Origin of the sequence: Bacillus sp. PS108 (assembly GCF_037963335.1) — a bacterium.
In the GTDB taxonomy this organism is placed as follows: domain Bacteria; phylum Bacillota; class Bacilli; order Bacillales; family Bacillaceae; genus Bacillus; species Bacillus subtilis.
The window spans coordinates 2,348,689-2,375,149 of the sequence record NZ_CP150155.1; the positions used below are offsets into that span (position 1 = coordinate 2,348,689).

The following is a 26,461-nucleotide window of genomic DNA, read 5'->3' on the forward strand; positions in this document are numbered from 1 at the left end:
TCTTTGTGTACTGTAAAGAATGCGCTTCTTCTTTATACTGATGATAGAAGGAGTGATGGCATGAAGGAATCGTATTACTCAATTGGGGAAGTTTCAAAACTGGCAAATGTATCGATTAAAGCGCTCCGTTATTACGATAAAATTGATTTATTTAAACCCGCCTACGTCGACCCGGATACCAGCTACCGCTATTATACAGATTCTCAGCTCATTCATCTGGATTTGATCAAATCATTGAAATATATCGGCACACCTTTAGAAGAGATGAAAAAAGCACAGGACTTAGAGATGGAAGAACTGTTTGCTTTTTATACAGAGCAGGAGAGGCAAATCAGGGAGAAATTAGACTTTTTATCAGCACTGGAGCAAACCATTTCATTGGTGAAAAAGCGGATGAAACGGCAGATGGAATATCCCGCGCTCGGTGAGGTTTTTGTTTTAGATGAAGAAGAAATACGGATTATTCAGACAGAGGCAGAAGGAATCGGGCCTGAAAACGTGCTCAACGCCTCCTACAGCAAATTAAAAAAATTTATCGAGTCAGCAGATGGATTTACGAACAATAGCTACGGCGCTACTTTCTCTTTTCAGCCCTACAACAGCATTGATGAAATGACTTACCGTCATATTTTCACGCCTGTATTGACGAATAAACAGATTTCATCAATTACGCCGGATATGGAAATCACAACAATCCCTAAAGGGAGGTATGCGTGTATCGCGTATAATTTTTCGCCTGAACATTATTTTCTCAACTTACAGAAGCTTATCAAGTATATCGCAGACCGCCAATTAACAGTTGTCAGTGATGTATACGAGTTAATCATACCGATTCATTACTCCCCGAAAAAACAAGAAGAATATCGTGTCGAAATGAAAATACGAATCGCTGAATAATAGAAAAAGAGCATTTTTTGAAACAAAACTTCAAAAAATGCTCTTTTTGCTTATTTAGTAAACAGATGTCTTCTCGTCAATCGATTCTAAAATTTGTTTCACACGTCCCAGGAATCGTCCGCACACGAGACCGTCAAGCACTCTGTGATCTAAGGACAGACACAGATTAACCATGTCTCTGACAGCAATCATGCCATTGTCCATGACAACCGGGCGTTTGACGATGGATTCTACTTGAAGTATCGCAGCCTGAGGGTAGTTGATAATGCCCATCGACTGAACAGAGCCGAACGAACCTGTGTTGTTGACGGTAAACGTGCCTCCCTGCATGTCATCTGCAGTGAGTTTTCCGTCTCTTACTTTTTTAGCTAGGCCGGTAATGTCTTTCGCAATGCCTTTAATTGTTTTTTCATCAGCGTTTTTAATCACCGGAACAAATAAAGAATCCTCTGTGGCAACTGCAATTGAAATATTGATATCCTTTTTCTGAATAATTTTGTCCCCCGCCCACATGCTATTCATTTGTGGGAATTCTTTTAACGCCTGAGCGACCGCTTTTACAAAAAAGGCGAAGAACGTTAAATTAAAGCCTTCTGTCTTCTTAAAGGAATCTTTTATACTGTTGCGATATGCAACCATATTTGTGACGTCGACTTCCATCATCGTCCAAGCATGCGGAATTTCTGTTTTGCTTCGCTTCATATTGGAAGCAATTGCTTTTCTTACACCTGTGACAGGGATTTCTTTATCACCGGCTGCAGACGCAGGATATGACGTCTCTTCTTTTGGCTCAGGTTTTGATGCAGACTTCGGTGCAGGAGCTGCTGTTTTCGGCTCCTCAGCCTTCTGTTCTTGCGCGCCGCCTGTTTCAATTAAGCGCTGAATATCTTTTCGTGTGATGCGCCCGCCGGCACCTGTTCCTGTTACTTGTTCAAGATCAATGCCGTGCTCTCCGGCCAAACGGAGTACAGCTGGCGAGTAGCGCTTTTTATTGGGCTGATCAGCTGCTTCGGCACTTTTTGCAGCAGGCGTCTCAGCGGCTTTTGAAGCAGCTGGCTGTTCTTGTTTTTGTTCAGCCGGATTCGCGCCTTCTGTTTCAATTTTGCAAATCACTTCTCCGACTTGCAGGGTTTGGCCTTCTTCTCCCACAAGCTCTGTTATCGTACCAGTAAAAGAAGACGGAACCTCCGCATTTACCTTATCTGTCATGACTTCCGCGATCGGATCGTATTTGTTCACTTTATCACCGGGGGCGACAAGCCATTTGCTGATCGTCCCCTCTGTTACGCTTTCTCCAAGCTGCGGCATCGTCATTTGTTCAATTGCCATGATTGTATCCTCCCTTACGTCTTTAAAACTCCGCTAATTCTCTCATCGCCGCTTCCACTTTATCAGGATTGACCATAAAGTATTTTTCCATTGTCGGCGCATAAGGCATAGCCGGAATATCAGGACCTGCAAGCCGTTTGATCGGCGCGTCTAAGTCGAACAGACAATGCTCGGATATAATTGCGGCTACTTCGCTCATGATGCTGCCTTCTTTTGTATCTTCTGTGACCAAAAGAACCTTTCCAGTTTTGGACGCAGCTTCGATGATGGCTTCTTTATCAAGCGGGTAAACTGTTCTTAAATCCACCACATGCGCTGAAATGCCATCTTTTTCGAGACGTTCTGCAGCTTGTAAGGCGAAGTGGACACACAGACCGTATGTAATCACTGTGATGTCGTCGCCTTCCCGTTTTACGTCAGCCTTGCCGATTGGCAGGACATAATCATCAGCCGGAACCTCTCCCTTTATCAGACGGTACGCCCGCTTGTGCTCAAAAAACAGCACTGGGTCTTCGTCACGAACTGCAGCTTTTAATAGACCCTTGGCGTCATATGGTGTTGATGGCATGACAATTTTCAGTCCGGGCTGGTTGGCGAAAATTGCTTCGACTGATTGAGAATGATACAGGGCTCCGTGCACGCCTCCGCCGTATGGCGCTCTAACGACAATCGGACAGCTCCAGTCATTGTTGCTGCGGTAGCGGATTTTAGCCGCTTCAGAAATAATTTGGTTGACTGCCGGCATAATGAAATCAGCAAACTGCATTTCAGCAATCGGTCTCATTCCGTACATTGCCGCTCCGATACCGACTCCTGCGATCGCAGATTCAGCAAGCGGCGTATCCATAACGCGCTCTTCCCCAAATTGTTCATAGAGTCCCGCTGTCGCTTTAAACACACCGCCTTTTCTTCCTACATCTTCCCCAAGGACGAAAACGCGAGAATCTCGTTCCATTTCTTCTTTCATTGCCAAATTGATTGCATCAATATATGACATTACTGACATTTGTTCTTCCTCCCTACTTCGCATACACATAATCAAGCGCTGACTCAGGAGCTGCATATGGGGCGTTCTCCGCTTCATCCGTCGCTTCATTTACGATTGCCATAATTTCATCCAGCATGGTTTGTTCTATCTCATCGGACAACAGGCCTGTTTCCTTTAAGTAAGCTTGATAAGTAAGCAGGGGATCACTTTTTTTCGCTTCCTCTACTTCTTCACGGCCTCTGTAGCTGCTGTCATCGTCATCACTGGAATGTGGTGTAAGGCGGTAAGAAATCGTTTCAATTAATGTCGGGCCTTCTCCTCTGCGTGCCCTTTCGCGTGCTTCTTTAACCGCTTGATAAACTTCCAGCGGATCATTTCCATTCACAGTTACGCCAGGCATCCCATAGCCTATGGCACGGTCGGAAATGTTCTCACATGCGACTTGCTTATCGTAAGGCACTGAGATTGCGTATTTGTTGTTTTCACACATGAAAATAACCGGCAGCTTATGGACAGCGGCAAAGTTTGCCCCTTCATGGAAATCGCCTTGGTTTGAAGACCCTTCCCCGAATGTAACAAAGGCTGCGATATCCTTTTTCTCCATACGTCCCGCAAGCGCAATACCGACTGCGTGCGGCACTTGCGTTGTAACCGGAGATGATCCCGTCACAATGCGGTTTTTCTTTTGTCCGAAATGTCCCGGCATCTGGCGGCCTCCTGAGTTCGGATCTGCTGCTTTTGCAAACCCGGACATCATTAAGTCCTTTGCTGTCATGCCAAACGCGAGCACGACACCCATGTCTCTGTAGTACGGCAATACATAATCCATTTCACGGTCAAGTGCGAAAGCCGCTCCTACCTGTGCTGCTTCCTGTCCTTGACAAGAGATTACAAATGGAATTTTGCCAGAACGGTTTAACAGCCACATTCTTTCATCGATTTTTCTTGCTAACAGCATGGTTCTATACATATCAACGGCTTCCTGATCAGTCAGCCCTAGTGCTTGATGTCGGTTTGTACTCATTCAAGCCCCTCCTTTATGCTTTTAAAAATGAATGGCTTTGCCATCTGCGGCAAGCGCTGCTTCTCCAATTGCTTCAGAAAGCGTTGGATGCGGGTGAATCGTTTGCCCGACCTCCCACGGTGTTGCGTCCAGCACTTTGGCAAGACCCGCTTCAGAAATCATGTCGGTGACATGCGGGCCGATCATATGAACGCCGAGAATATCATCTGTATCTCGGTCAGCCACGATTTTGACAAAACCGTCGCTTTCACCGTATACAAGCGCTTTTCCAATCGCCATAAATGGGAACTTGCCGATTTTGACATTATGCCCGTTCGCCTTTGCTTCGTCTTCGGTTAAGCCGACACTGGCAGCTTCAGGGCTTGAGTAAATGCACTTCGGCACAAGCGTCGGATCAAGCGGATGCGGATTGAGACCTGCAAAATGCTCAACAGCAATAATTCCCTCATGTGAAGCAACATGAGCTAACTGCAGGCCACCGATTACGTCTCCGATTGCATAAATATGAGATTCCTTCGTTTGGCAGCTTTCATTGACTGAAATCATGCCATTTTCAGTAACAATATCGGTGTTCTCTAGGCCGATGCCTTCGATATTTGCCTGTCTGCCGATGGAAACAAGCATTTTCTCAGCAGAGTAGGTAACGGTTTCTCCGTCTTTTTCCGCTTGTATGCTGATATCGTCTGATGTTTTTGTCACTGTGTCAGGCAGCACTTTTGCCCCTGTTATGAACTGGATGCCTTTTTTCTTAAGAAGACTTTCCATTTCTTTTGAAATCTCTAGATCTTCAGTCGGCAATATGCGATCCGCGTATTCAATAACCGTTACCTTCACACCAAAATCATGAAGCATAGACGCCCATTCGATACCGATAACCCCTCCGCCGACAATGATGATTGATTGTGGCAGCTCCTCCATTTGGAGCGCCTCATCTGAAGTCAGTACAGACTTACCGTCCGCTTCAAGACCCGGAAGCATTCTCGGTCTTGATCCTGTTGCAATGATCACTTGTTTCGGTATCAGCATGTCATTTTCTTCACCATTTCCCCGCTCAACAGAAATTGTTCCCGGCAGCGGAGAGAAGATTGACGGTCCAAGGATACGTCCATATCCGGTGTACACGTCAATTTTTCCTTTTTTCATTAAATGATTTACACCCGCTGCAAGCTTATCAACAACGGCTTGCTTACGCTGCTGCACTTTTTCAAAGTTGAGGGACACGCCAGCCGTTTCCACTCCGAATTGATCGGCTTCACGAGCTGTCCGGTATACCTCTGCGCTTCTAAGCAGCGCTTTACTCGGGATACAGCCTTTATGCAGACATGTTCCCCCGAGTTTTTCCTTTTCCACAACGGCTGTTTTTAAGCCGAGCTGAGCGGCTCTGATGGCCGCAACATAACCGCCGGTACCGCCGCCCAGAATGACTACGTCATACTCAGTTGCCATGGTGACTCACTCCTGTCTGTCTATTCAATACGATATTGTTTGGATTGCTCTTCGCCCTGCAATACTCTGAGCGCCCCTTGGGCAAGAGACTGCAGTTCATTTTCACCCGGATAGACTAAAACGTCTGAAATCCAATCTATGTATGATCTGATAGCAGAAACAAAACTTTTTCCGTACGCAAGGCCTCCCGTCAGCACAATCGCTTCAACTTCGCCTTTTAACGCCGCGCTGGCTGCCCCGATTTCCTTTGCTACCTGATATGCCATGGCATCATAAATGAAGCGGGCTTTTTCATCGCCCCCTTGAATCATCTGTTCCACTTTTACTGCATCATTTGTACCGAGATAGCCTAAAAGTCCGCCGGTGCCAACAAGCTTTTTCATGATTTCTTCTTTTGTATATTCCCCTGAAAAACATAGATCAACAAGATCTCCCGCAGGCACTGTTCCTGCTCGTTCAGGACTGAATGGTCCCTCGCCGTGCAGGCCGTTATTGACATCTACCACTCGCCCGCGGTCATGGACGCCAATTGTAATACCTCCGCCCATATGGGTAATAATCATTTTCATGTTCTCATATCGTTTGCCAAGAGAGGCTGCCGCTTTACGAGCGACAGCTTTTTGGTTTAACGCATGGAAAATGCTTTTCCGTTCAATTTCAGGCATGCCTGAAACTTTCGCAAGCACTGACATTTCGTCTACGACAACAGGGTCGACGATATACGAAGGGATATTCAGGCCGTCAGCGATTTCCCGCGCGATAATGCCGCCGAGATTAGAAGCATGCTGACCGGCGTAACCGCTTTTCAAGTCCTCAATCATGTCATCATTCACTACGTAGGTCCCGCCTTCAATTGGCCGGAGAAGGCCGCCTCTTGCGCAGACTGCATCAAACTTCGAGATATTGATTCCCTGTTCATGAAGTGTTTCGAGAATATGGTTTTTACGAAATTCATACTGATCAATAATTCGGTCAAATCGCTGCAGCTCTTCTATGTTGTGTCTCAATGTTTTTTCAAAAATGCTTCTTTCATTATGAAAAACACCGATTTTCGTTGAAGTTGAGCCTGGATTAATTGTGAGAATGCGTTTTTCGTCATGTAGCACTTTCATAACCTCCAGATCAATTTCTTAACGTCTGCTTAATACACTGTGGCCGTTTTGCAAAAACTGGCTTCTTGAGCGGCGCATGCGTTCAATCCGTTCCTCTGCCAAGCGGTCAGCCGCTAAATATGCAGGAATGCCGTCACGCTGAGAAATCTCAAGTACACGCTCGATATTGCCGTAAATGCCTTCAACTTTTTTCAATGCACGTTCTGCATTATAGCCGTAAAGCTCATCTGCCACGTTGATGACACCGCCCGCGTTAATCACGTAATCCGGTGCATAAACGATGCCCATTTCGTGAATTTGATCACCATGGCGTGTCTCTTTTAATTGGTTGTTAGCCGCACCTGCGATCACTTTCGCCTTCAGCTGTTTAATGGTATCGTCGTTAATAGTCGCACCAAGGGCACATGGCGCATAAATATCGCAGTCTTGTGAATAAATATCATCAGGATCTACCGCCCGGGCGCCAAAATCTTCAACTGCACGCTGTACAGATTGTTTGTTGATATCCGTAACGATTAAGTTTGCTCCTTCTTCATGCAGGTGGCGGCAAAGGTTATAGGCTACGTTCCCAACACCCTGTACAGCAATGGTTTTTCCTTCAAGAGAGTCGGTTCCGAAAGCAGCTTTAGCTGCTGCCTTCATTCCTCTGTACACCCCGTACGCTGTGACTGGGGACGGATTTCCAGAAGAGCCGAAAGCAGGAGAAATCCCTGTAACGTAGTCTGTCTCATCATGAATGATATCCATATCCTCGACCGTTGTGCCCACATCTTCAGCCGTGATGTATCTGCCGTTCAGCCCTTGAATATAGCGGCCAAACGCGCGGAACATTTCTTCATTTTTGTCTTTGCGCGGATCGCCGATAATGACTGTTTTTCCGCCGCCAAGGTTTAAGCCTGCCGCCGCGTTCTTATAGGTCATGCCTCTTGCCAATCTGAGCGCATCTTCAATTGCCGCTTCTTCATTTTCATATGTCCACATTCTCGTTCCGCCAAGCGCCGGACCAAGCGTTGTATCATGAATCGCGATAATCGCTTTTAATCCAGATTGTTCATCCTGGCAGAATACCAATTGTTCGTAATCGTATTTCTCCATATATTTAAAAAGTTCCATGTTCGTTCCTCCTAATGTGTGTATTCTTCAGATGCGCATATTGCCAGCGCAATGGAATACAGTTTATTTTCAGCAGAGTCCGCTCTGCTTGTTAAGGCAATCGGTGCTTTGGCTCCTGTAATGACAGCCGCCACGCTGGCCTTGGCAAAATAAATCAGAGATTTGTATAAAATATTGCCGGCCTCAATTGTTGGGACGAGAAGGATATCTGCGTTGCCCGCTACGTCTCCCGAAATTTTTTTCTGGGCCGCGGCAATTTGAGAAACTGCGTTATCCAAAGCAAGCGGTCCATCAACAATGCAGCCTTTGATCTGGCCCCTTTTGTACATTTGAGCTAGAGCAGCTGCATTCACGGTCGCTTCCATCTTAGGGTTCACCGTTTCGACCGCTGCAAGGGCAGCTGCTTTTGGCATATTGTTCCCCACTGCATGGGCCACATGAACGGCATTTTGCAAAATCTGCCGGAGCTCTTCCAGCGAAGGAGCAATATTCATTGCCGAATCTGTCACAAACATCAGCCGGTCAAAATCCGGTATATCGAAGACAGCCACGTGGGAAAGGACACTTGCTGACCGAAGCCCCTCCTGTCTGTTCAATACCGCTTTAAGCAAAACAGAAGTCGGCACATTGCCTTTCATTAAAACGTCCGCTGTTTTATGATGCACAGCACGAACCGCTAATTTCGCCGATTCCTCAGGAGTATCGGCATGGACGATTTCCACTTGATGCCCTTGCATGGATGATGTCAGCTCGTTCAGTTTTGTGCTGTCGCCCGTTAACAAGAAACGGGCGGATAGGTGCTCGGCTGCCAACTTTACAGCCCGGATCACTTCCTCATCCTCAGCGTGAGCAACCGCAATGGTCTTATTTTTGTGTATCGACGCTTTGCCGATTAAATCTTTCAGCTTCATCTGTTACCACCTTTCTTGTTTCGACTCCGCCTTTTATTATGCAAGTTCCATGCCAGCTCTTAAGGGTGCTGTCATACCAGATATATCGAAACATTCGTGCAGATGTTTGCGTTTATTCTGCAAATTATTGCATGCCTTCATTTGCAAGGCCATATTTATCCATTTTGTAATATAAGTTCCGAATGCTGACACCGAGAGCTTTTGCTGTTTTTGTCCGGTTAAAATGATGCTTTTCAAGCGTTTGCTGGATCAAATGTGCTTCAAATTTTTCTACTGCGACAGACAGCTTTTCGCCTTCAATATCCGGAAAGTCAAAACCTGTTCCCTGGTCTGTGTCATTTTCTTTTTGCTCAAGTTCGAATACAGGCAAGTGATCTTTTTCAATCCATTCCATATGCGGATTCAGAAAAATCATGGCTCGTCCAAGGACATTTTCAAGCTCCCGGACATTCCCAGGCCAATGGTAGGCAGATAAGGCGCGCAAGGCTTGCTGTGAGAGCCCTTTTACATTCCTGCCGTAATCCCGGTTGATCTTTTGGATAAGTCTGACGCTCAATGCTTCAATGTCCTCCAACCGCTGCCGCAAAGGCGGGATGGAGATCGGATAGCGGTTGATCCGGTAATACAGGTCTTCCCGGAATGTTCCGTCCGCCATCGCCTTTTCAATATTTACATTTGTCGCCGCGATCACTCTGACGTTGACAGGGATCGCTTTCGTGCCGCCCACTCTGACGATTTCCTTTTCTTGAAGGACGCGTAGCAATTTGGCCTGCATATTTTGTGTCAGCTCACCGATTTCATCTAAGAAAATACTGCCGTTATTTGCTTCCTCAAATAAACCCTTTTTACCGCCGCGCTTCGCTCCTGAAAACGCGCCATCCTCATAGCCGAACAATTCTGATTCGAGCAGGTTTTCAGAAAGGGCTGCACAATTCACGCGAATAAATTTATTGTATTTCCGGTCACTTTCGTTATGGATGGCATGGGCGAACAGTTCTTTTCCTGTTCCTGATTCCCCGCGCAGCAAGATGGTTGCCGGTGTTTTCGCACCGAGCTTCGCCTGCTCAAGCGCAACCAGCATTTGCTCGCTTTTGCCGATAATGTCGTCAAACGTGTATTTCGCTTCAAGCGTGCGAATAATTTGTCTGGCGCGATTAAGCTCCGCTGTCAGCATTTTAATTTCGGAAACATCGTGAATCACGCCGACGCTGCCTTTCAAAATCCCGTCCACAATCACCGGTGCTACATTAACGATGACCTCTTTTTCATTCGGGCCGACCTTCATTCTGACACCGCGAACAGGACGTCTTGTTTCAAGCACCTTTAAATGCATGCTTTCGCCTTCGGAAATATCAGTGTTTGCAGGCTTGCCGATGACTTCTTTTTCAGAAAGCCCCGTCATTTTCGTATACGCTTTATTGATTAGCAGGCCGATGCCGTTTTCATCAACGACAGAAATCGCCTCATCGGAGGATTGAATAATTGCCTCCAGCATCGTACGGACCTGCTTTAAGTTGGTCACTTCCTCTGCCAGCTCGACCGCATCAGTGATATCTTTAAACACACAAAGAGCCCCGAGCAGACGTCCGCCTTCATCAATAATCGGCAGCCTTGTGGTCACAATTTGCAAATGATCGCCTAACAGCTGCTTCTGGTTGTATTCAGGCACTCTTGTTTTTAAAATCCGCGGCATCTTAGTGCTCGGAATCACTTCTTTTATTGGACGCCCAATGACTTCCTCACGTTTTTTCCCAACCATTTTTTCGGCCATATGGTTAAAGAGAATGATTTCTTCATTGATATCAATAAAAATCATTCCATCATGGGTCGAATTAAAAATTCTGTCATATTTATAGGTTTGCTCTTTTAGCATTTGAATCAGGTGCTGCTTTTCTTCCATCAGCTGAAAAACGATGTATGCCATTTTTCCCGGCATGACAATGGTATCTTCATGCTTTCTTTGAAGGAGCTCGTCAAACACGGCTTGATCGCCGGTGGTATGAATGACGATATCCGGTTTTTGTTGTATGTAAGGTTTCCAATCAGATGAAACGGCAATCCCATACTGTTCTGCTTCTTTCAATCCCGGCGCCTCGGGGTCTTTGTCAACTACGGCAATGATATCTATGATGGCTGTTTTAATCAGAATATGTAATAACGCCGTTCCCCTTTTGCCGGCACCTACTATCAGTACCTTTTGCATCCCGATACCCCTTTGTATGAAAAAATTTGCACACCTATTTATTCCGTTGCAATAATTTGCACAACCCTATGTTACCACGTTTTCTTCTCTTGACAAAATATTTTTTCCGCTGGACAATAAAGGTAATGAAAAGATAAAGGGGTTTTCTGAAGATGAGCCGACTTCTTGCGCTTTTGATATTACTCATCCCCGGGGCCATTTCCGCTTTAGGCATTAAACTGATGAGAGATACACTTTTCGGCCATACAATCAAGCCATTTTCAGCTCTTTGGCTCCAAGGGTTGTCAGGATTCATCTTTTTTGCGATCGGCCTCTATGTGCTGGCCGGGTTCATTTTATACAGAGACAGTAAACGCAATCAAGTCAGCCCGCGATTCAGAAAACGATAGCTGCAAAAAAGCCGGAGAATGCTCCGGCTTTTTTTGTTGCACTATTCGTCAGGCAAAACGGTCTTGGCAATCGTTTTGTCTAACGCTTCATAGTCATAATAAGAAATCGTATCGTACAGTTCTTTTCGTGTCTGCATATCATGAAGTCCTTCTTTTTGTGAGCCGTGCTCCTTCATCAAACCAAACATCCGCTCACAAGCTTTTGCCGCCGCTCGAAGCGAGGTGACAGGATATATCACCATGTGAAACCCCATATCTTCGAATTCATCGGCACGATAATATGGCGTTTTCCCAAATTCAGTCATATTCGCAAGGAGCGGAACGGGGATACGCTCAGCAAACTGGCGGAATTCATTCTCCGCCTGTAGCGCTTCCGGGAAAATTGCGTCCGCTCCCGCCTCAATGTAAGCCTCTGAACGTTTTATTGCGGCAGCAAGCCCTTCCTGCGCCCTGGCATCAGTACGGGCAACAACAATAAGGGAGGGTGCCGCTTGTTTAATGGCTTTTATTTTTTGCGCCATTTCCTTTATCGGAACTAGCTGTTTGCCATTTAAATGTCCGCATTTTTTTGGGAGCTGCTGGTCTTCTATTTGAACGGCTGCTACCCTGGCTTCAAGCATCTCCCGGGCTGTTCGGGCGGCATTTAAGACACCGCCAAATCCCGTATCGATATCCACAAGCAAAGGCAGATCAGCTGCACGCACAAGATCTTTGGCCCGTTCAGCTATCTCTGCCGATGTGATGATCCCTAAATCAGGCAGCCCCCTGCTGGCTGTATAGGCAGCACCGGACAAATAAATAGCAGAAAAACCGGCTTCTTTCGCAAGCAAAGCGGCCATCCCGTCATGGGCGCCGGGAATTTGAAGAATGTCCGGTGCTGACATCAGCTTGCGGAAACGCCCGGCAAGCTCCTCTTGTGACGATTGCTTATTGACGATCCACGACATGAAACAAAATCCCCCTTTTACATGCAGAACATGTCTACGAATTCATTTACGCGCATCGTTTGTAATGTCTCATAGCTGGTACAGCGCTCATAAATGTGTTTGTGCTGTTTATCAGGAAAATGGGTTTTGAGATTGTCAGAAAACTTTTCCAGCAGTTTCGGCACTGCTTCCTCTCTTCGAAAACGATGGCCAAGGGGAAACTCACATTCCACCATTTCCGTGCTCGTTCCGTCTTTAAAATGAACCTGAACTGCATTTGAGATGGAACGTTTATCAGGTTTCAAATAATCCTCGGTATATGTTTTATTTTCAGTCACTTCCATTTTATCACGAAGTTTATCTATTCTCGGATCACTCGCTGTTTCAGCTTCATAATGCTGTGCCGTAATATCACCAAAAAGCAAACCAATTGCTGTAATGTATTGGAGGCAGTGATCACGGTCTGCCGGATTGTGGAGCGGGCCTTTTTTATCAATGATTCGGATAGCGGATTCATGCGTTCTGATGACAACTCGGTCAATCTCATCAATCCGGTTCTTTACCTGCGGGTGAAGAATGACGGCGCACTCCGCCGCTGTCTGAGCGTGAAATTCCGCAGGATAAGACACTTTAAATAACACATTTTCCATGACATAAGCGTCGAGCGGACGGGCAAGCTTGATCTCTTTCTTATTGAATAAAACGTCTTGGAACCCCCAACCCGGTGCACTCAAGGCTGTCGGATAACCCATTTCCCCTTTTAACGACATCAGCGCCAAATGAACACCTCTGCTCGTTGCATCTCCTGCCGCCCATGATTTACGCGAGCCTGTATTTGGTGAATGGCGGTATGTCCTCAATGCTGCATTGTCAATCCATGCATTCGAAAGCGCATTTTTGATTTCTTCTCTTCCGCCGCCCAAAAGCTTTGCCGCAACAGCGGTTGTCGCAACTTTGACAAACAGCACATGGTCAAGGCCAACTCGATTTAAGCTGTTTTCTAACGCCAGCACACCTTGGATCTCGTGTGCTTTGATCATCATCTCAAGTACGTCGCGTACTGTTAACGGCTCTTTTCCTTCAGACAGCCTCACTCTTGATACATAATCAGCAGCGGCAAGGATTCCTCCCAAGTTATCGGATGGATGCCCCCACTCCGCCGCCAGCCACGTATCGTTGTAATCGAGCCAGCGAATCATGCAGCCGATATTAAACGCTGCCCTCACAGGATCGAGAACATATGACGTTCCCGGCACTTTGCTTCCATTGGGCACAGTCGTTCCTGGAACAATCGGGCCAAGCAGCTTTGCGCATTCCGGATACCGTAGCGCCAAGATCCCGCAGCCCAGGGTATCCAGCAATACATGCCCCGCTGTTGTATACGCTTCGGCACTTGTAATCTCTTTTTCAAGCACATAGTCTGTGATTTCTTCGATAACACGATCCGTTTTCGGCATTCTACCAGCTCCTTTCATGATTTTGTTTGATATCGCGGGCCCATGTAACTGACACGGGGACGGAAGAGCCGATTATTGGCATGCTGTTCGATCACATGGGCGCATAAACCGGACGTTCTTGCGCTGAAAAAGATCGGCGTATATAAAGGAATCGGTATGCCGAGCATCCAATACACTGGGGCAGCATAGTAATCCAAATTCGGGTAAAGCCCTTTTTCCTTCTCCATCAGCCGCTCACCCGCTTCGCACATCTCATATAAACGATGGTCACCGGCTTTATCGCATAATTGCTGCAGTGCCTCTTTCATCATGAGTGCTCTCGGGTCCATTTTTTTCATATACACCCGGTGGCCGAAGCCCATGATTTTTTCTTTTCTTTTCAGTTTTGTTTGCAGAAGCTGCTCAAAATCAGATGTCGTTTTTGCCTCCAAAAGCAAATACATCACAGCTTCGTTTGCTCCTCCGTGGAGATTCCCTTTCAGGGAAGCGACAGCCCCAGTCAAAGCCCCATAAAGATCTGAATGTGTAGATGCAATGACCCTGGCCGCAAAGGTTGAATTCGGCATCTCATGCTCACTGTACAGGACGAGCGACCGGTCAAAAATCTGTTCTTCCAATGCAGACGGCAATTTCCCTGTCATCATGTAGAGAAAATTCGCACTGTAGGATAGGGTTTGAAGCGGAAGAATCGGTTCTTTCTTATTAATGATCCTGTAGCTGGCAGCAGTGAGGGCAGGCATTTTCCCAAGAAGCTGATAGGCGCGTTCTTTGTTTGCGGAAGGAGACCGATCATCAATTTGCCGATCATAGCCAGCAAGTGCCGACAGGCCGGTACGCAGACTATCCATTGGATGAGTGTCCTCAGGGAGCAGCTCAAGCAGACGGAGATGATCAGCAGGCAGGCTTGAGGCACTGATTATTTTACGTTCCAGCGTCTCCATTTCACTTTCTTCTGGCAGCCTGCCCTCCAGCAATAAATGGACAAGCTCCAGATAGCTTTTTGTTTCAGAAAGTTCTATTAAATCATAGCCTCTTATCAAAATCTGGCTGGACTGCGTGTCAAGATAAGAAATATGAGTTTCTGCCGCAATCACACCGTCCAACCCTGGAGAATAATGCTGTTTCTCCTCCATATCCTCAACCTCCGTTTTTGCGTTTTTTGTCCATCAGGTTCCGCCAAGCAAATACTTGGAAATAATCAGTCTTTGAATCTCGTTCGTCCCTTCATAAATTTGCGTCACCTTTGCATCGCGAAGCAAGCGCTCAACTGGATAATCCTTCATATAGCCATATCCCCCATAAATTTGAACGGCGTCTAACGCCGCCTTTACGGCTGCATCGGAAGCAAATTGTTTAGCCATAGACGCTTCTTTTCCACAGTTTAGGCCGCGGTTATGAAGGTCTGCAGCGTGGTAGACAAGATGTCTTGCCGCCTCAGCTCTAGTCGCCATATCAGCCAGCTTAAATGATATGCCTTGATTGGCTGCAATCGGCCTTCCAAATTGCACTCGCTGCTTCGCATAATCAACGGCATGCTCAAGAGCCGCCTCTGCAATTCCGAGGGCCTGTGCCGCAATGCCGATCCGACCGACATTTAAATTCGCCATGGCAATGTGAAAGCCATCCCCCTCTTTGCCAAGCAAATTGGCTTCAGGCACTTCTGCATTATCAAAAATCAGTTCCGTAGTATTGGAGCCATAAAGCCCCAGCTTTCTTTCTTTTTTTCCAACGGTAAAACCGGGTGTGTTTTTTTCAACAATAAAAGCCGAAATCCCGTGCCTGCCTTGATCTGGAGCTGTTAAAGCAAATGTGATATAGATATCAGCTGCTCCGCCATTCGTTATGAATATTTTCGATCCGTTTAATAGGTATTTGCCGTTCTTTTTGATTGCTGTTGTGCGGAGGCTCCCGGCATCCGACCCCGAGTGAGGCTCCGTTAGTGCAAATGCGCCCAAATGGTCTCCTGACGCGAGCTTTGGTATATATTTCATCTTCTGTTCTTCGTTGCCGAAATACAGAATCGGATTCGTGCCGACTGAGGTATGAACGGAGAGAATCACGCCGACAGCCGCGCTGATTCTAGAAATCTCATGAATCGCCAAAATATAAGAAACAACGTCCGCTCCAGCACCGCCGTATTGTTCCGGCACCGGTATTCCCATCAGTCCGTGTTTACCCATTTTTTTGATCAGCTGAAAGGGAAATTCGTCCGTTTTCTCCATGATTTCCGCAGCGGGAGCAATTTCTTTTCGTGCAAAATCACGCACCATTTTTCGCATCATGACTTGCTCTTGGGTTACATGCAACTCGGCCACCCCCGGATGGAATAGACTTCAGGAAGTCTTCTCCTCATAGTCATAAAAACCGCGTCCGCTCTTTTTGCCAAGCCAGCCTGCTTTGACATACTTGCGGAGCAGCGGGCAAGGACGGTATTTGGAATCGCCAAGGCCTGAGTGAAGGACTTCCATAATTGATAAACACGTATCCAGTCCGATAAAATCCGCTAATGCAAGCGGACCCATCGGATGATTCATGCCCAGCTTCATCACTTCATCTATTGCCTCCGGCTTCGCCACTCCCTCATCCACGCAATAGATGGCTTCATTAATCATTGGAAGAAGCACACGGTTGGAAACAAACCCAGGAAAATCATTGACTTCTACCGCTGTTTTCCCCATCTTTTCCGCTAATGCCATAACATCTAAGGCCGTTTCTTCTGATGTAGCCAAGCCGCGAATCACTTCTACCAGCTTCATTACAGGGACGGGATTCATAAAATGCATGCCAATAACCCGTTGAGGCCGGTTTGTTACAGCAGCGATTTCTGTAATAGGCAAGGAAGATGTATTGCTGGCCAAAATCGTATGAGGCGGGCAAATGCGATCAAGTGTTTTAAACATCTCAGTTTTTGCCGCCATGTTTTCTGCGATAGCCTCAATCACAACGTCCGCATGCTCTGCCTCCTCAAGCGTTTGAGAAATCGAAATGCGGCTGATTACGCTCTTCACTTCCGTCTCGGTCCTTTTTCCTTTCTCAGCATCACGGGCCAGCTGTTTCTTCAGCCGTTTCAATCCTGCCTCCGCGGCCTCTGGATTCACATCATACATCCGCACATAAAAGCCCGCGTCGGCAGCTGTTTGAGCAATTCCGCTTCCCATCTGACCTGCGCCAGCTACCATGATTTGTTTGATTTCCATTCAAATCCCCTTTTTCATCATGTTTTAATGAACCTGCACTAAGACGGCGTCTCCCTGTGCTGCCCCGCTGCAAATAGCGGCAACGCCCAGACCGCCTCCCCGTCGCTTTAATTCATAAACAAGCGTCATGAGAATTCTCGCACCGCTCGCGCCGATCGGGTGGCCGAGCGCGATCGCACCGCCATTCACATTTACTTTTTCAAGATCGAAACCTACGATTTTTTCACATGTCAAAACAACTGAAGCAAAAGCTTCATTTACTTCAAACAAGTCAATATCTTGGACAGTCAAACCGTTCTTTTTCAGGAGCTTGTTAATGGCAAACCCCGGCGCTGCCGCCAGCTCGTGCGCTGGCATTCCCGTAGTTGAAAAACCAAGAATTGTAGCCAGAGGCCGTTTGCCAAGCTCAGCAGCTTTTTCCTCAGACATCAGCACGAACGCGCCGGCTCCGTCATTGACCCCGGGAGCATTGCCGGCTGTGATAGAACCGTCACTTGCATAAATCGGAGCAAGTTTCGCGAGCTGATCCAGACTTGTGTCACGGCGAATCGCTTCATCTTTATCAACAACGTTTGGTTTTCCTTTTCGGCCGATCCAGTTGACGGGAACAATTTCATCCTGAAACTTCCCTTCATCGGCGGCCTTAGCTGCCCTTGCATGACTTCTCAACGCCCATTCGTCCTGCTCTCTTCGTGAGATTGCATATTCCTTGGCAGCTGTATTTCCGTGAACAGCCATGTGCACCTCGTCAAATGCGCACGTTAATCCGTCATACACCATTAAGTCCCTAAGCTCGCCGTCCCCCATCCGTGCTCCCCAGCGCCCGGCGGGAACGGCATACGGAATATTGCTCATGCTTTCCATCCCCCCCGCAACAAGTATGTCCGCATCCTGCGCCCGAATCATTTGATCACATAAAGTGACAGCGCGAAGGCCGGAAGCACAGACTTTATTCAGTGTTTCTGACGGCACACTCCAAGGCATTCCCGCCAGACGGGCAGCTTGACGGGAAGGTATCTGCCCTGAGCCGGCCTGGACAACCATGCCCATGACGTTTCCTTCTACATCATCTCCAGAGACTCCAGCCCGTTGCAGCGCCTCCTTCATCACAATGCCCCCAAGCTCAGCAGCTTTCACCTCTTTCAATACTCCGCCAAATTTGCCAAATGGAGTTCTTGCAGCACTTACAATGACTGTTTTCCTCATGGTTTCACCTCATTCAGAAGATAGACAGCGCTTACAATTTCTAGTTGTCTTCTATGAATGTATGCTTTGAAAAGGGCATGAATGAATGAAAAAAGAAGGCTGCATCAAACAGCCTCCTTCTAACAACTATTCATTTTTCAGCAATGCCGAAGCCTTTTCTGGAAAGTCGGTAAACATGCCGTCTGCTCCCGCTTCAATGAGACACTTCATATCTTCCGGACGATTGACTGTATACGGCCTTACCTTAATCGAACTGTTCCTCATTTTCTTCAGCACTTCATCTGTGACCCCTGGGCTGTTTAACTTCGGGTGATAGCCGGAAGCCGGAATAGACGCGATATATCGATCTGCCTGATAAAGCACATCTGAAGTTAATACTGCCCGTTCGATATGCGGTGCAAGCCGGGCGCATAGCGCCAAGCTGTCATGATTAAACGTGGATAGGATGACTCTCTCCTCTACATTGAATCGCTTCACTGCCTCCAGCACTTTTTCTTCCATTCCCTCATAGCGGATCACGCTGTTTTTTAATTCAATGTTGATGAGAAAATCCTTTTTTACCGCCCACGAGAGCACATCTTCTAGCAGCGGCACTTTTATATCGCTGTACGCTTGATCGTGACCAGCGGCCGCATTCGCAGTCTTTACCTCATCATAGGCTGTATCCTTCACGAATCCTTTAAGTGATGTCGTGCGATTAAGTCTTTCATCATGAATCACAACAATGCGTCCGTCTTTCGTCAGCTGTACATCAAGCTCTATCCCATCCGCTCCGGCTTCAATTCCTTTTTCAAATGCAAGCATTGTATTTTCGGGAAATTGACCTGAGGCCCCCCGGTGGGCAAAAATCTTTGTCATCGTTTCACCTCAAACCCTAAAGTTTTCTCCATTATACTTATTTTGTCGGCTCCACTCTAGGATTAAGGCTGTATCAATCTACTGATCATAATAAGAATCAATGCCGTTGACAATCGCATCTGCGGCCTTTTGCTGGTATTCTTCACTTCCCAGCTTGTCCGCATCAGAGCTGTTCGTGATAAACCCAAGCTCCGCCAACACACTTGGCATTTGTGAATATGTAATGACGTAAAAGTCTGATTCTTTCACGCCCCTGTCTCTCGTTTGTAAGGAAGAAACGAGCTCTGACTGAATATCGGATGCTAGACGCCGGCTGCTCTCCCCTTCATAATCAGATTGAAAATACGTTTCTGTTCCTGAAGCTGAAGTAACCCCTGAATTCACATGGATGCTGACAAAAAGGTCAGCCTGATTGGCACTTGCCTTAGCCACTCTTTCCTCCAAGGTCAGAAAATGATCGTCAGACCGGGATGCAACAGGATTGGCTCCCTCCTCTTTTAGTTTGTCTGTCACATGCTCTGAGACAGCCAAATTAATATCCTTTTCAAAGAGCCCGTTTCCGACCGCTCCACTGTCTTCACCGCCGTGTCCGGCATCAATATACACTGTTTTCCCTTCTATCGGCTCTGCTGCCTGTGCACAAGGCGCGAGCGTCAAAGCCAATCCGCACAGCGCCAAGCTCCTCCATAACATTCTCAACTTACTCCCTCCGGTCACGAGTTCTTTCGCAGCTGAATATCTTCCAGCTGTAAAGTTCCATTATCCTTCTTTGTATATTTCACCAGGACATGTGTCTGATCTGGCAGTGATTCACATTCATCACGTTTATCCTTCGGAACTTGTATCATGGTTTCTTCTCCATTAAGAGAAACCGCAATCGTATGAGGATCAGCCGAGCCAATGTATTTTCCCTCTTCGGTAAACCTTGGCACTGAGTCATCCGCACTTGCAACACTGCACCCCGAAAGAAAGAGCGCAGTAAACAGCAAAAGAACCGTTTGTTTCACATGACCACCTCTTCCTGATGTTTGGCTTTTATCTTTGACCAGAATGGCGAATTTGTAAAGACAACGCGAATGCAGGCGAGCAAGTTCCATGATTTTCAAAAGGGCTATACGACCCGATCATTTCCTGTTGTTAGAAAGATAACGAGCAGATTTGTCTATGAGGATGGCTCTAATTGAGGCGCCAATTAGAAAAAATTAGCGGAAAGAAGCAACTTTTTATTCATTTTAAAAAATTTGAGAATAGGGTGAGCAAATCGTTTGACGGGTGGGTCAGCCAAGCGTAACCTTTTAAAGGATATTTACTTTATTGAAAGAAGTTAAAGCCATGAAAAAATTCGTTCTGCTGCTGGCGGCAGCTGTCATCACATGTTCCATCGGCCACCAAATCAGCGGCGGCTACAAAGGCCCCGAAAAAGAGCGGCGAAAACATCACTCTGCACTCAAGATATTCAGTCGGTAAAGCAGATCAATTGCATTAATTTTTACATATAGGCTAGAATATGTGCGAATCCAAACGAAAGAAGATGATCAAATGAATCCTAAGTATAAGCCTCTGTTTGAACCATTTACGTTTAAAAGCGGCGTTACAATCGACAACCGGATCGCAGTAGCACCAATGACTCATTACGCTTCTAATGAAGACGGTACAATATCTGAAGCGGAGCTCGACTACATCATCCCCCGTTCAAAAGAGATGGGAATGGTGATTACAGCCTGCGCAAATGTTACACCGGACGGAAAAGCATTCCCCGGGCAGCCGGCCATCCATGACGATTCCAACATTCCAGGTTTAAAAAAGTTAGCACAAGCCATTCAGGCACAAGGCGCTAAAGCTGTTGTACAAATTCATCACGGCGGTATTGAGTGCCCGTCTGAGCTTGTTCCTCAACAGGATGTTGTGGGGCCAAGTGACGTGTTTGATAACGGCAAACAAATTGCTCGCGCATTAAAAGAAGAAGAAGTGGAAAACATTGTGAAGGCGTTTGGAGAAGCGACAAGACGCGCCATTGAAGCCGGCTTTGACGGTGTCGAAATTCACGGTGCAAACGGCTACTTAATTCAGCAGTTTTATTCTCCGAAAACCAACCAGCGCACGGATCGCTGGGGAGGAAGCGATGAAAAACGATTAGCCTTCCCGCTCGCTATTGTCGATGAAGTGAAAAAAGCCGCTTCAGAACATGCGAAGGGTGCGTTCTTAGTCGGCTACCGTCTGTCTCCGGAAGAACCTGAGACACCGGGATTGACAATGACTGAAACTTATACGCTTGTTGATGCTTTAGGGGATAAAGAATTGGATTATCTTCATATCTCACTGATGGACGTGAACTCAAAAGCGCGCCGCGGTGCAGATCCGACTCGCACACGCATGGACTTATTGAATGAACGTGTCGGAAACAAAGTGCCGCTGATCGCCGTCGGTTCCATCCATTCCGCTGATGACGCGCTTGCCGTCATCGAAAACGGTATTCCGCTAGTCGCTATGGGACGCGAAATTCTAGTTGACCCTGACTGGACGGTAAAAGTAAAAGAAGGCCGTGAAAAGCAAATCGAAACAGTGATCAAAGGCACAGATAAAGAAAAATATCATTTGCCTGAACCGCTATGGCAAGCAATTGTGAACACGCCAGGCTGGGTGCCTTATAAAGATTAATGTGCAAAGACTGCCGAATCGGTACGGCAGTCTTTTTCCCTTTATATAAATAGTTTGTGTACACATCTAAACAGCAAAAGAAAGAGCTCCCCACCAACTTCGAAAAGAAAATCCAGGAAAAACCCCTCACGCTTTCTTGCTTTTTTCTTTTTCATTCGTACGTCTCCTTTTTACATGAATACGTCTTACTTACGATTTTGCAGGAGAAAGGTTTCATTTTATAACGGACACATTTAGGGTCGATCATGCTTCGTGATCCTATAAGATGTATGAATGGACCAAGAGTGCAGGTAATACCGCCATTTGCTTTCCTTACTTTTCAAACCTATCCTTTACTATATGCGGATACTTAATATTTTTCTCCCATACTACAAATGTCCCCAAAACAAAACGCCTCCTATTTATCAGCGCAAACTAATAAATAAAAGACGTTTGATTTAATGACCACTTAATAAGCTCATGTTTAAGAAGCCTTATGCTCTAATCTCAGCTTATCCGCAACCATTGCAATGAATTCGCTGTTGGTAGGTTTAGCTTTTGTCATGCTGACGGTATAGCCGAACAGCGAGGAAATGGAATCAATGTTTCCTCTGCTCCATGCCACTTCAATTGCATGGCGGATCGCTCTTTCTACACGGCTTGCGGTTGTGTTGAATTTTTTGGCGATGTCCGGATAGAGGACTTTTGTAATGCTGCCTAGCAATTCGATGTCATTGTATACCATTGAGATTGCTTCGCGCAGATAGAGATAGCCTTTTATATGTGCCGGGACGCCGATTTCATGGATAATGCTTGTGATGCTCGCGTCGAGATTTTTCTTTTTTGGTTCAGGCTGGCTGCTGCGTATAATACTGCTTTGCGATGATGGCGCACGATGCGTCACACTGCTGGCATTTCCGCTGACCTGGCGGATATGGCCGACAAGGTTTTCCATATCAAACGGTTTGAGAATAAAGTAGGACGCGCCTAAATCGACGGCCTTTTTCGTGACATCTTCCTGCCCAAAGGCTGTCAGCATAATGACATTCGGCTGTTTTTTCAGATCTGATTCCCTCAGCCTCTCTAAAACCGCAAGTCCGTCTAAATGCGGCATAATAATATCTAATACGAGCACATCGGGATCTTTTTCTTTAAACAGCGACAGGCATTCCTGTCCGTTATAAGCAACGCCGATCACTTCCATGTCTTCCTGTCCTTCTATATATTCACTTAACAGGCTTACCAGCTCTCGATTATCATCAGCAACACAAACTTTAATTTTCTCCACGTTTCTTCCTCCCCAAATGTAGTTAACAGGATTCACCCTTGCTACATGTTTACATTCGACAAAACCGCTATATACCCTCTAAAAAAATCATAATCACCAATATTAGTGGCGTATCTTTGTTATTCTATGTTTTTCTCTGTTTTTCGACTAAAAATGAAATTTGACAAACAAGGAAACGTGAATTTGTCGAAAAATCTTCTTTTGTATATTTTACCGTATGTATTCTGAGAAGTGAAGAGGGATCAAAATAAAAAAACTGCCGGAAACTCCGGCAGTCAGCTTGCTTTTTCTTTTCCATAAATATCGATTCCTGCTTCTGACAGCATCCATTCAATATGAACACCGTAGCCGCTTGTCGGGTCATTTACAAATACATGGGTGACAGCACCGATCACTTTTCCATTTTGAATAATCGGGCTTCCGCTCATCCCCTGTACGATGCCTCCTGTTTCTTTCAACAGCCTTGGATCGGTAATTTTCAACACCATTCCTTTTGTCGCAGGGAATTTTTGCGGCGTTGTGCTGACGATTTCAATATCGAATTTTTCTACTTTGTCATCATCAATAACCGTTAAAATTTCAGCCGGCCCTTTTTTGACTTCGGTAGAAAACGCAACCGGCAATGCTTGATCTGATATGTTGTTTTGAATCGGCTGATGCAGCGTGCCAAAAATTCCAAATGGGCTGTTTCTGTTAATATCCCCGATCGTTTTGCGTTCTGAGGAAAATCGCGCCAGTTTTTCTCCCGGATTACCGCCTGTCCCTTTTTCAATTGATGTTACAGTGGATTTAACAATTTCTCCATTCTCCACTACAATTGGTTTCTTTGTGTCCATATCGGAAATCACGTGGCCAAGTGCTCCGTATTTTTTTGTTTTCGGTTCATAAAAGGTCATAGTGCCGATGCCGGCAGCAGAATCTCTGATATATAACCCGATTCTGTATTTCCCTTCTCCTTCATCCTTTTCTGGGATCAGCTTCGTTTTGATTTTCTGTTTATCACGTTTGATCAGTAAGTCTAAAGATTCACCAGTTTTCCCAGCCTTTTGAATAAATGGGGCTACATCATTCATTTTTTCAATTTTCTGTCCATTCATCTCAATAATGATGTCGCCCGCTTCAATTCCAGCCGTTTCTCCCGGAGATTTTTTGCCTTCACTTGTATTGATTTGATGAAATCCGACGACAAGAACACCGACGGAATGAAGTTTTACACCGATTGATTGTCCGCCAGGTATAACCTTTAAATCAGGAAGAACATGCACTTTTGTTTTTTTAATTGGAAATCCGGCAAGATCATATACCAATTCTGACTCACCTGATTTTTTGCCCGTCACCTTGATTTCATGCGGATCTTTCTTTACTGTAAACGCTTCTGAGGATTCTGATGTCTGAGCGTTTACCGATAAACTCGTTTCAATCGCTTGTGTTTGGGTTTCAAATACTCTCATTTGCGTTGGAATCAGTAAATATTCTTTTAGCGGTTTGCATAAACCTACACTTAATAACGAAACAAGGAGAATTAAACCTACTGCTTTTCTGATGTTATCGGGCATTCACTACTTCACTCTCCTCGCTCCTATCCCACACCTTCTTTATGACTTGCTGCTACATCATTTAATTTTGCCTTCTGACGGCTTATTTATAACTGTCATATGAAGAAAAACATTGGATATACTGATGAACGAATGGATGTGCACGAAAAAAATAAGCTGCGCTTCTCGCGCAGCTTACCCAGTTGTTTTGACTTGATCCGCTTGTTTTAAAAGTTCTTTCGCATGGCGTTTCGTTAAGTCGGTTACTTCGACACCTGCAATCATGCGCCCGATTTCCGCTACCTTTTCCTGCTTAGAGAGCGGCTTGACACGTGTCGTCGTTCTGCCGTCTTTTAACTCCTTCGCAATATAAAGATGCGTATCGGCCATGGCAGCCACCTGAGGGAGGTGTGTAATACACAGCACTTGTGATCCTATTGACACCTTATGGATCTTCTCAGCGATTGCCTGTGCGACCCTGCCGCTTACACCGGTATCAACCTCATCAAAAATGATCGATGTCACATCCTGTTGTGAGGAAAAAATGCTTTTTATGGCAAGCATCACCCGTGACAGCTCTCCACCTGAAGCGACTTTCGAAAGGGATTTCAGCGGCTCGCCTGTATTGGTTGAAATTAAAAACTTCACCAGGTCAATCCCTTGTTCAGTCAGCTGAACGGGCTGGCCGTTTACAAGCGGCGCCTCTTCATTGCGTGACGCTGTTCTGACCTTAAATTCCGTATCAAAAGTTGATTTTTCCATGTACAGGCTTTTTAATTCCCGATGAATCTCATCAGCCAGCTTTTTCGCCCATGTTTTTCGGATTTGTGACACATTTGCCGCTTCCACTGCGACATCTTTGCCGACGGAGTCAAGCTCCTTTTTCAAGCTTTGAAGGTGGCTGTCCCTGTTTTCAATTTGGTCAATCTCTTCTTCAATTTTAGAAGCATATTCCAAAATGTCTTCAACAGTGGCACCGTATTTTCGTTTCAGCTGTTTGATTTCATTAAGTCGCGTCTCAATATAGTTCAGGCGTTCCGGATCAAATTCAAGCTCATCCAGCATATTTCTCATCTGAAATGTGGCATCCTCAAGCAAATAGTAGGAGTTCGAAACACTTTCAGACATTTTTTTCAGCGGTTCGTTTATATCAGATATATCTTCAAGCTGCGCTGATGCCATTCCAACCCAGTCCAATCCGCCCTGCTCACTGCGAAGCGCGTTATATGCATTTTGCAGCGACTCATATATCTTCTCAAAGTTTGAAATTTGCTGGCGCTCTTCTTGGAGCTGTTCATCTTCGTTAAGCTCAAGCTTTGCCGATTCGATTTCTTCGAGCTGAAATTGAATAAGATCAAGACGATGGGCCATTTCCTGTTCGCTTTCAGAAAGCTGCTTAAGCTTTTTGAGCAGCTTCATATACCGCTGGTACCCTTCCTGATACGTTTTGAGCGCGCTTTCCACTTCGGCCCCGGCAAACTTGTCCAAAAGCTGGAGATGATTTTCGTCTTCCATTAACAGCTGGTTATCGTGCTGCCCGTGAATATCTAATAAAAGCCTGCCGATCTCTCTTAGCGAAGCAATCGTGACAAGCTTGCCATTGACACGGCAAACGCTTTTCCCGCTCGTGCTGATATCCCTTCTCATGACGATCATTTCGTCTGAAACGTCGATTCCCTGCTCAGCGCATACATCTAAAACAGGATGGCCGCTCTCCAACAGAAACAGCCCTTCAAGTTCGGCTTTTGCTTCCCCATATCTAACAAATTCAGATGATCCGCGGCCTCCGACTAAAAGAGAAATGGCATCTATGATGATGGATTTGCCGGCTCCGGTTTCTCCTGTTAAAACCGTAAGCCCGCGTTCAAAAGAAACCGTCAGTTCCTCAATAATGGCAAAGTTTTTAATCGATAGTTCAGCTAACAAACAGCATTACACCTCTTAT

The 26,461-nt window shown here is 46.0% G+C and carries 24 protein-coding genes; 4 read left to right on the forward strand and 20 right to left on the reverse strand.

The features are described from left to right. Positions 1–60: 60 nt before the first annotated feature. Complete coding sequence (gene bmrR / locus NSQ16_RS12030) at positions 61–897, forward strand: multidrug efflux transcriptional regulator BmrR (protein WP_230488250.1); 837 nt, start codon at positions 61–63, stop codon at positions 895–897. 54 nt (positions 898–951) lie between these two features. Here the strand turns inward: bmrR and bfmBB are convergent, their stop codons facing one another. The 8 genes from bfmBB to NSQ16_RS12070 form a co-directional block, all read right to left on the reverse strand. Next, positions 952–2,226 (reverse strand): branched-chain alpha-keto dehydrogenase complex dihydrolipoyllysine-residue (2-methylpropanoyl)transferase, encoded by a 1,275-nt coding sequence (bfmBB, locus tag NSQ16_RS12035; protein ID WP_230488251.1) that lies wholly within the window; start codon positions 2,224–2,226, stop codon positions 952–954. 22 nt (positions 2,227–2,248) lie between these two features. Further along, positions 2,249–3,232: a 3-methyl-2-oxobutanoate dehydrogenase subunit beta gene (bfmBAB, locus tag NSQ16_RS12040; protein ID WP_004398638.1), complete on the reverse strand. Its 984-nt coding sequence runs from the start codon at positions 3,230–3,232 to the stop codon at positions 2,249–2,251. A gap of 13 nt (positions 3,233–3,245) precedes the next feature. Next, positions 3,246–4,238 (reverse strand): 3-methyl-2-oxobutanoate dehydrogenase subunit alpha, encoded by a 993-nt coding sequence (bfmBAA, locus tag NSQ16_RS12045; RefSeq protein WP_004398565.1) that lies wholly within the window; start codon positions 4,236–4,238, stop codon positions 3,246–3,248. Positions 4,239–4,259: 21 nt separating this feature from the next. Next, positions 4,260–5,684, reverse strand: a complete 1,425-nt coding sequence (gene lpdA, locus NSQ16_RS12050) for a dihydrolipoyl dehydrogenase (protein WP_029726740.1) — start codon at positions 5,682–5,684, stop codon at positions 4,260–4,262. A gap of 20 nt (positions 5,685–5,704) precedes the next feature. Continuing rightward, positions 5,705–6,796: a butyrate kinase gene (gene buk, locus NSQ16_RS12055; protein WP_029317935.1), complete on the reverse strand. Its 1,092-nt coding sequence runs from the start codon at positions 6,794–6,796 to the stop codon at positions 5,705–5,707. Between the two features lie 18 nt (positions 6,797–6,814). Further along, the gene (bcd, locus tag NSQ16_RS12060; RefSeq protein ID WP_003230309.1) at positions 6,815–7,909 is read right to left on the reverse strand and encodes a branched-chain amino acid dehydrogenase; all 1,095 of its coding nucleotides are present in this window, start codon (positions 7,907–7,909) and stop codon (positions 6,815–6,817) included. 11 nt (positions 7,910–7,920) lie between these two features. Next, positions 7,921–8,820, reverse strand: coding sequence for a phosphate butyryltransferase (yqiS, locus tag NSQ16_RS12065; RefSeq protein WP_017696446.1), 900 nt, complete (start codon positions 8,818–8,820; stop codon positions 7,921–7,923). 124 nt (positions 8,821–8,944) lie between these two features. After that, entirely contained in the window at positions 8,945–11,023 is a 2,079-nt protein-coding gene (locus NSQ16_RS12070) for a sigma-54-dependent Fis family transcriptional regulator (protein WP_004398669.1), read from the reverse strand. Between the two features lie 152 nt (positions 11,024–11,175). Between NSQ16_RS12070 and NSQ16_RS12075 the strand changes: the two genes are divergently transcribed. Beyond that, the gene (locus NSQ16_RS12075) at positions 11,176–11,412 is read left to right on the forward strand and encodes a DUF2627 domain-containing protein (protein ID WP_327837047.1); all 237 of its coding nucleotides are present in this window, start codon (positions 11,176–11,178) and stop codon (positions 11,410–11,412) included. A gap of 41 nt (positions 11,413–11,453) precedes the next feature. Here the strand turns inward: NSQ16_RS12075 and prpB are convergent, their stop codons facing one another. The 9 genes from prpB to NSQ16_RS12120 form a co-directional block, all read right to left on the reverse strand. Beyond that, positions 11,454–12,359: a methylisocitrate lyase gene (gene prpB, locus NSQ16_RS12080; protein ID WP_003230302.1), complete on the reverse strand. Its 906-nt coding sequence runs from the start codon at positions 12,357–12,359 to the stop codon at positions 11,454–11,456. Positions 12,360–12,376: 17 nt separating this feature from the next. Further along, positions 12,377–13,795, reverse strand: a complete 1,419-nt coding sequence (locus NSQ16_RS12085; RefSeq protein WP_080333419.1) for a bifunctional 2-methylcitrate dehydratase/aconitate hydratase — start codon at positions 13,793–13,795, stop codon at positions 12,377–12,379. A 14-nt stretch (positions 13,796–13,809) separates the two neighbouring features. Continuing rightward, the gene (gene mmgD / locus NSQ16_RS12090) at positions 13,810–14,928 is read right to left on the reverse strand and encodes a citrate synthase (RefSeq protein WP_195727816.1); all 1,119 of its coding nucleotides are present in this window, start codon (positions 14,926–14,928) and stop codon (positions 13,810–13,812) included. Positions 14,929–14,961: 33 nt separating this feature from the next. Continuing rightward, positions 14,962–16,101 (reverse strand): acyl-CoA dehydrogenase, encoded by a 1,140-nt coding sequence (locus NSQ16_RS12095; RefSeq protein WP_088326451.1) that lies wholly within the window; start codon positions 16,099–16,101, stop codon positions 14,962–14,964. A gap of 27 nt (positions 16,102–16,128) precedes the next feature. Then, a complete protein-coding gene (locus NSQ16_RS12100) occupies positions 16,129–16,992 on the reverse strand; it encodes a 3-hydroxybutyryl-CoA dehydrogenase (RefSeq protein WP_327837049.1) in 864 nt (287 codons plus the stop codon). A gap of 24 nt (positions 16,993–17,016) precedes the next feature. Next, positions 17,017–18,198 carry an acetyl-CoA C-acetyltransferase gene (locus NSQ16_RS12105; RefSeq protein ID WP_015714233.1) on the reverse strand — a complete coding sequence of 394 codons (1,182 nt, stop codon included), beginning with the start codon at positions 18,196–18,198 and terminating at the stop codon, positions 17,017–17,019. Between the two features lie 126 nt (positions 18,199–18,324). Further along, entirely contained in the window at positions 18,325–19,056 is a 732-nt protein-coding gene (locus NSQ16_RS12110) for a glycerophosphodiester phosphodiesterase (RefSeq protein WP_069703866.1), read from the reverse strand. Between the two features lie 78 nt (positions 19,057–19,134). Then, entirely contained in the window at positions 19,135–19,755 is a 621-nt protein-coding gene (locus tag NSQ16_RS12115; RefSeq protein WP_080477816.1) for an N-acetylmuramoyl-L-alanine amidase, read from the reverse strand. Between the two features lie 14 nt (positions 19,756–19,769). Then, positions 19,770–20,063, reverse strand: coding sequence for a lipoprotein (locus NSQ16_RS12120; RefSeq protein ID WP_003230284.1), 294 nt, complete (start codon positions 20,061–20,063; stop codon positions 19,770–19,772). A 307-nt stretch (positions 20,064–20,370) separates the two neighbouring features. Here NSQ16_RS12120 and NSQ16_RS12125 point away from each other — a divergent pair, with 307 nt between their 5' ends. Both NSQ16_RS12125 and NSQ16_RS12130 read left to right on the forward strand, forming a co-directional pair. Continuing rightward, on the forward strand, positions 20,371–20,523 hold the full coding sequence (locus NSQ16_RS12125) for a hypothetical protein (protein ID WP_014480226.1): 153 nt from the start codon (positions 20,371–20,373) through the stop codon (positions 20,521–20,523). A 72-nt stretch (positions 20,524–20,595) separates the two neighbouring features. Next, complete coding sequence (locus NSQ16_RS12130) at positions 20,596–21,714, forward strand: NADH-dependent flavin oxidoreductase (protein WP_017696437.1); 1,119 nt, start codon at positions 20,596–20,598, stop codon at positions 21,712–21,714. Positions 21,715–22,177: 463 nt separating this feature from the next. Here NSQ16_RS12130 and spo0A read toward each other — a convergent pair whose 3' ends face one another. From spo0A to recN, 3 genes are all read right to left on the reverse strand, one after another. Continuing rightward, complete coding sequence (gene spo0A, locus NSQ16_RS12135; RefSeq protein ID WP_003226427.1) at positions 22,178–22,981, reverse strand: sporulation transcription factor Spo0A; 804 nt, start codon at positions 22,979–22,981, stop codon at positions 22,178–22,180. 275 nt (positions 22,982–23,256) lie between these two features. After that, positions 23,257–24,537, reverse strand: coding sequence for a SpoIVB peptidase (gene spoIVB / locus NSQ16_RS12140; protein ID WP_004398697.1), 1,281 nt, complete (start codon positions 24,535–24,537; stop codon positions 23,257–23,259). 174 nt (positions 24,538–24,711) lie between these two features. Further along, entirely contained in the window at positions 24,712–26,442 is a 1,731-nt protein-coding gene (gene recN, locus NSQ16_RS12145) for a DNA repair protein RecN (RefSeq protein ID WP_014477300.1), read from the reverse strand. Positions 26,443–26,461 lie beyond the last annotated feature (19 nt).

What these genes read in the sequence shown, in the direction of transcription:
- lpdA (WP_029726740.1), bottom strand. Translation starts at nt 5,684, where the DNA reads ATGGCAACTGAGTATGACGTAGTCATTCTGGGCGGCGGTACCGGCGGT.
- buk (WP_029317935.1), bottom strand. Translation starts at nt 6,796, where the DNA reads ATGAAAGTGCTACATGACGAAAAACGCATTCTCACAATTAATCCAGGC.
- bcd (WP_003230309.1), bottom strand. Translation starts at nt 7,909, where the DNA reads ATGGAACTTTTTAAATATATGGAGAAATACGATTACGAACAATTGGTA.
- NSQ16_RS12070 (WP_004398669.1), bottom strand. Translation starts at nt 11,023, where the DNA reads ATGCAAAAGGTACTGATAGTAGGTGCCGGCAAAAGGGGAACGGCGTTA.
- bfmBAA (WP_004398565.1), bottom strand. Translation starts at nt 4,238, where the DNA reads ATGAGTACAAACCGACATCAAGCACTAGGGCTGACTGATCAGGAAGCC.
- NSQ16_RS12100 (WP_327837049.1), bottom strand. Translation starts at nt 16,992, where the DNA reads ATGGAAATCAAACAAATCATGGTAGCTGGCGCAGGTCAGATGGGAAGC.
- yqiS (WP_017696446.1), bottom strand. Translation starts at nt 8,820, where the DNA reads ATGAAGCTGAAAGATTTAATCGGCAAAGCGTCGATACACAAAAATAAG.
- NSQ16_RS12110 (WP_069703866.1), bottom strand. Translation starts at nt 19,056, where the DNA reads ATGACAAAGATTTTTGCCCACCGGGGGGCCTCAGGTCAATTTCCCGAA.
- bmrR (WP_230488250.1), top strand. Translation starts at nt 61, where the DNA reads ATGAAGGAATCGTATTACTCAATTGGGGAAGTTTCAAAACTGGCAAAT.
- spoIVB (WP_004398697.1), bottom strand. Translation starts at nt 24,537, where the DNA reads ATGCCCGATAACATCAGAAAAGCAGTAGGTTTAATTCTCCTTGTTTCG.
- mmgD (WP_195727816.1), bottom strand. Translation starts at nt 14,928, where the DNA reads ATGGAGGAGAAACAGCATTATTCTCCAGGGTTGGACGGTGTGATTGCG.
- NSQ16_RS12085 (WP_080333419.1), bottom strand. Translation starts at nt 13,795, where the DNA reads ATGCCGAAAACGGATCGTGTTATCGAAGAAATCACAGACTATGTGCTT.
- NSQ16_RS12130 (WP_017696437.1), top strand. Translation starts at nt 20,596, where the DNA reads ATGAATCCTAAGTATAAGCCTCTGTTTGAACCATTTACGTTTAAAAGC.
- bfmBAB (WP_004398638.1), bottom strand. Translation starts at nt 3,232, where the DNA reads ATGTCAGTAATGTCATATATTGATGCAATCAATTTGGCAATGAAAGAA.
- prpB (WP_003230302.1), bottom strand. Translation starts at nt 12,359, where the DNA reads ATGTCGTGGATCGTCAATAAGCAATCGTCACAAGAGGAGCTTGCCGGG.
- NSQ16_RS12075 (WP_327837047.1), top strand. Translation starts at nt 11,176, where the DNA reads ATGAGCCGACTTCTTGCGCTTTTGATATTACTCATCCCCGGGGCCATT.
- bfmBB (WP_230488251.1), bottom strand. Translation starts at nt 2,226, where the DNA reads ATGGCAATTGAACAAATGACGATGCCGCAGCTTGGAGAAAGCGTAACA.
- NSQ16_RS12105 (WP_015714233.1), bottom strand. Translation starts at nt 18,198, where the DNA reads ATGAGGAAAACAGTCATTGTAAGTGCTGCAAGAACTCCATTTGGCAAA.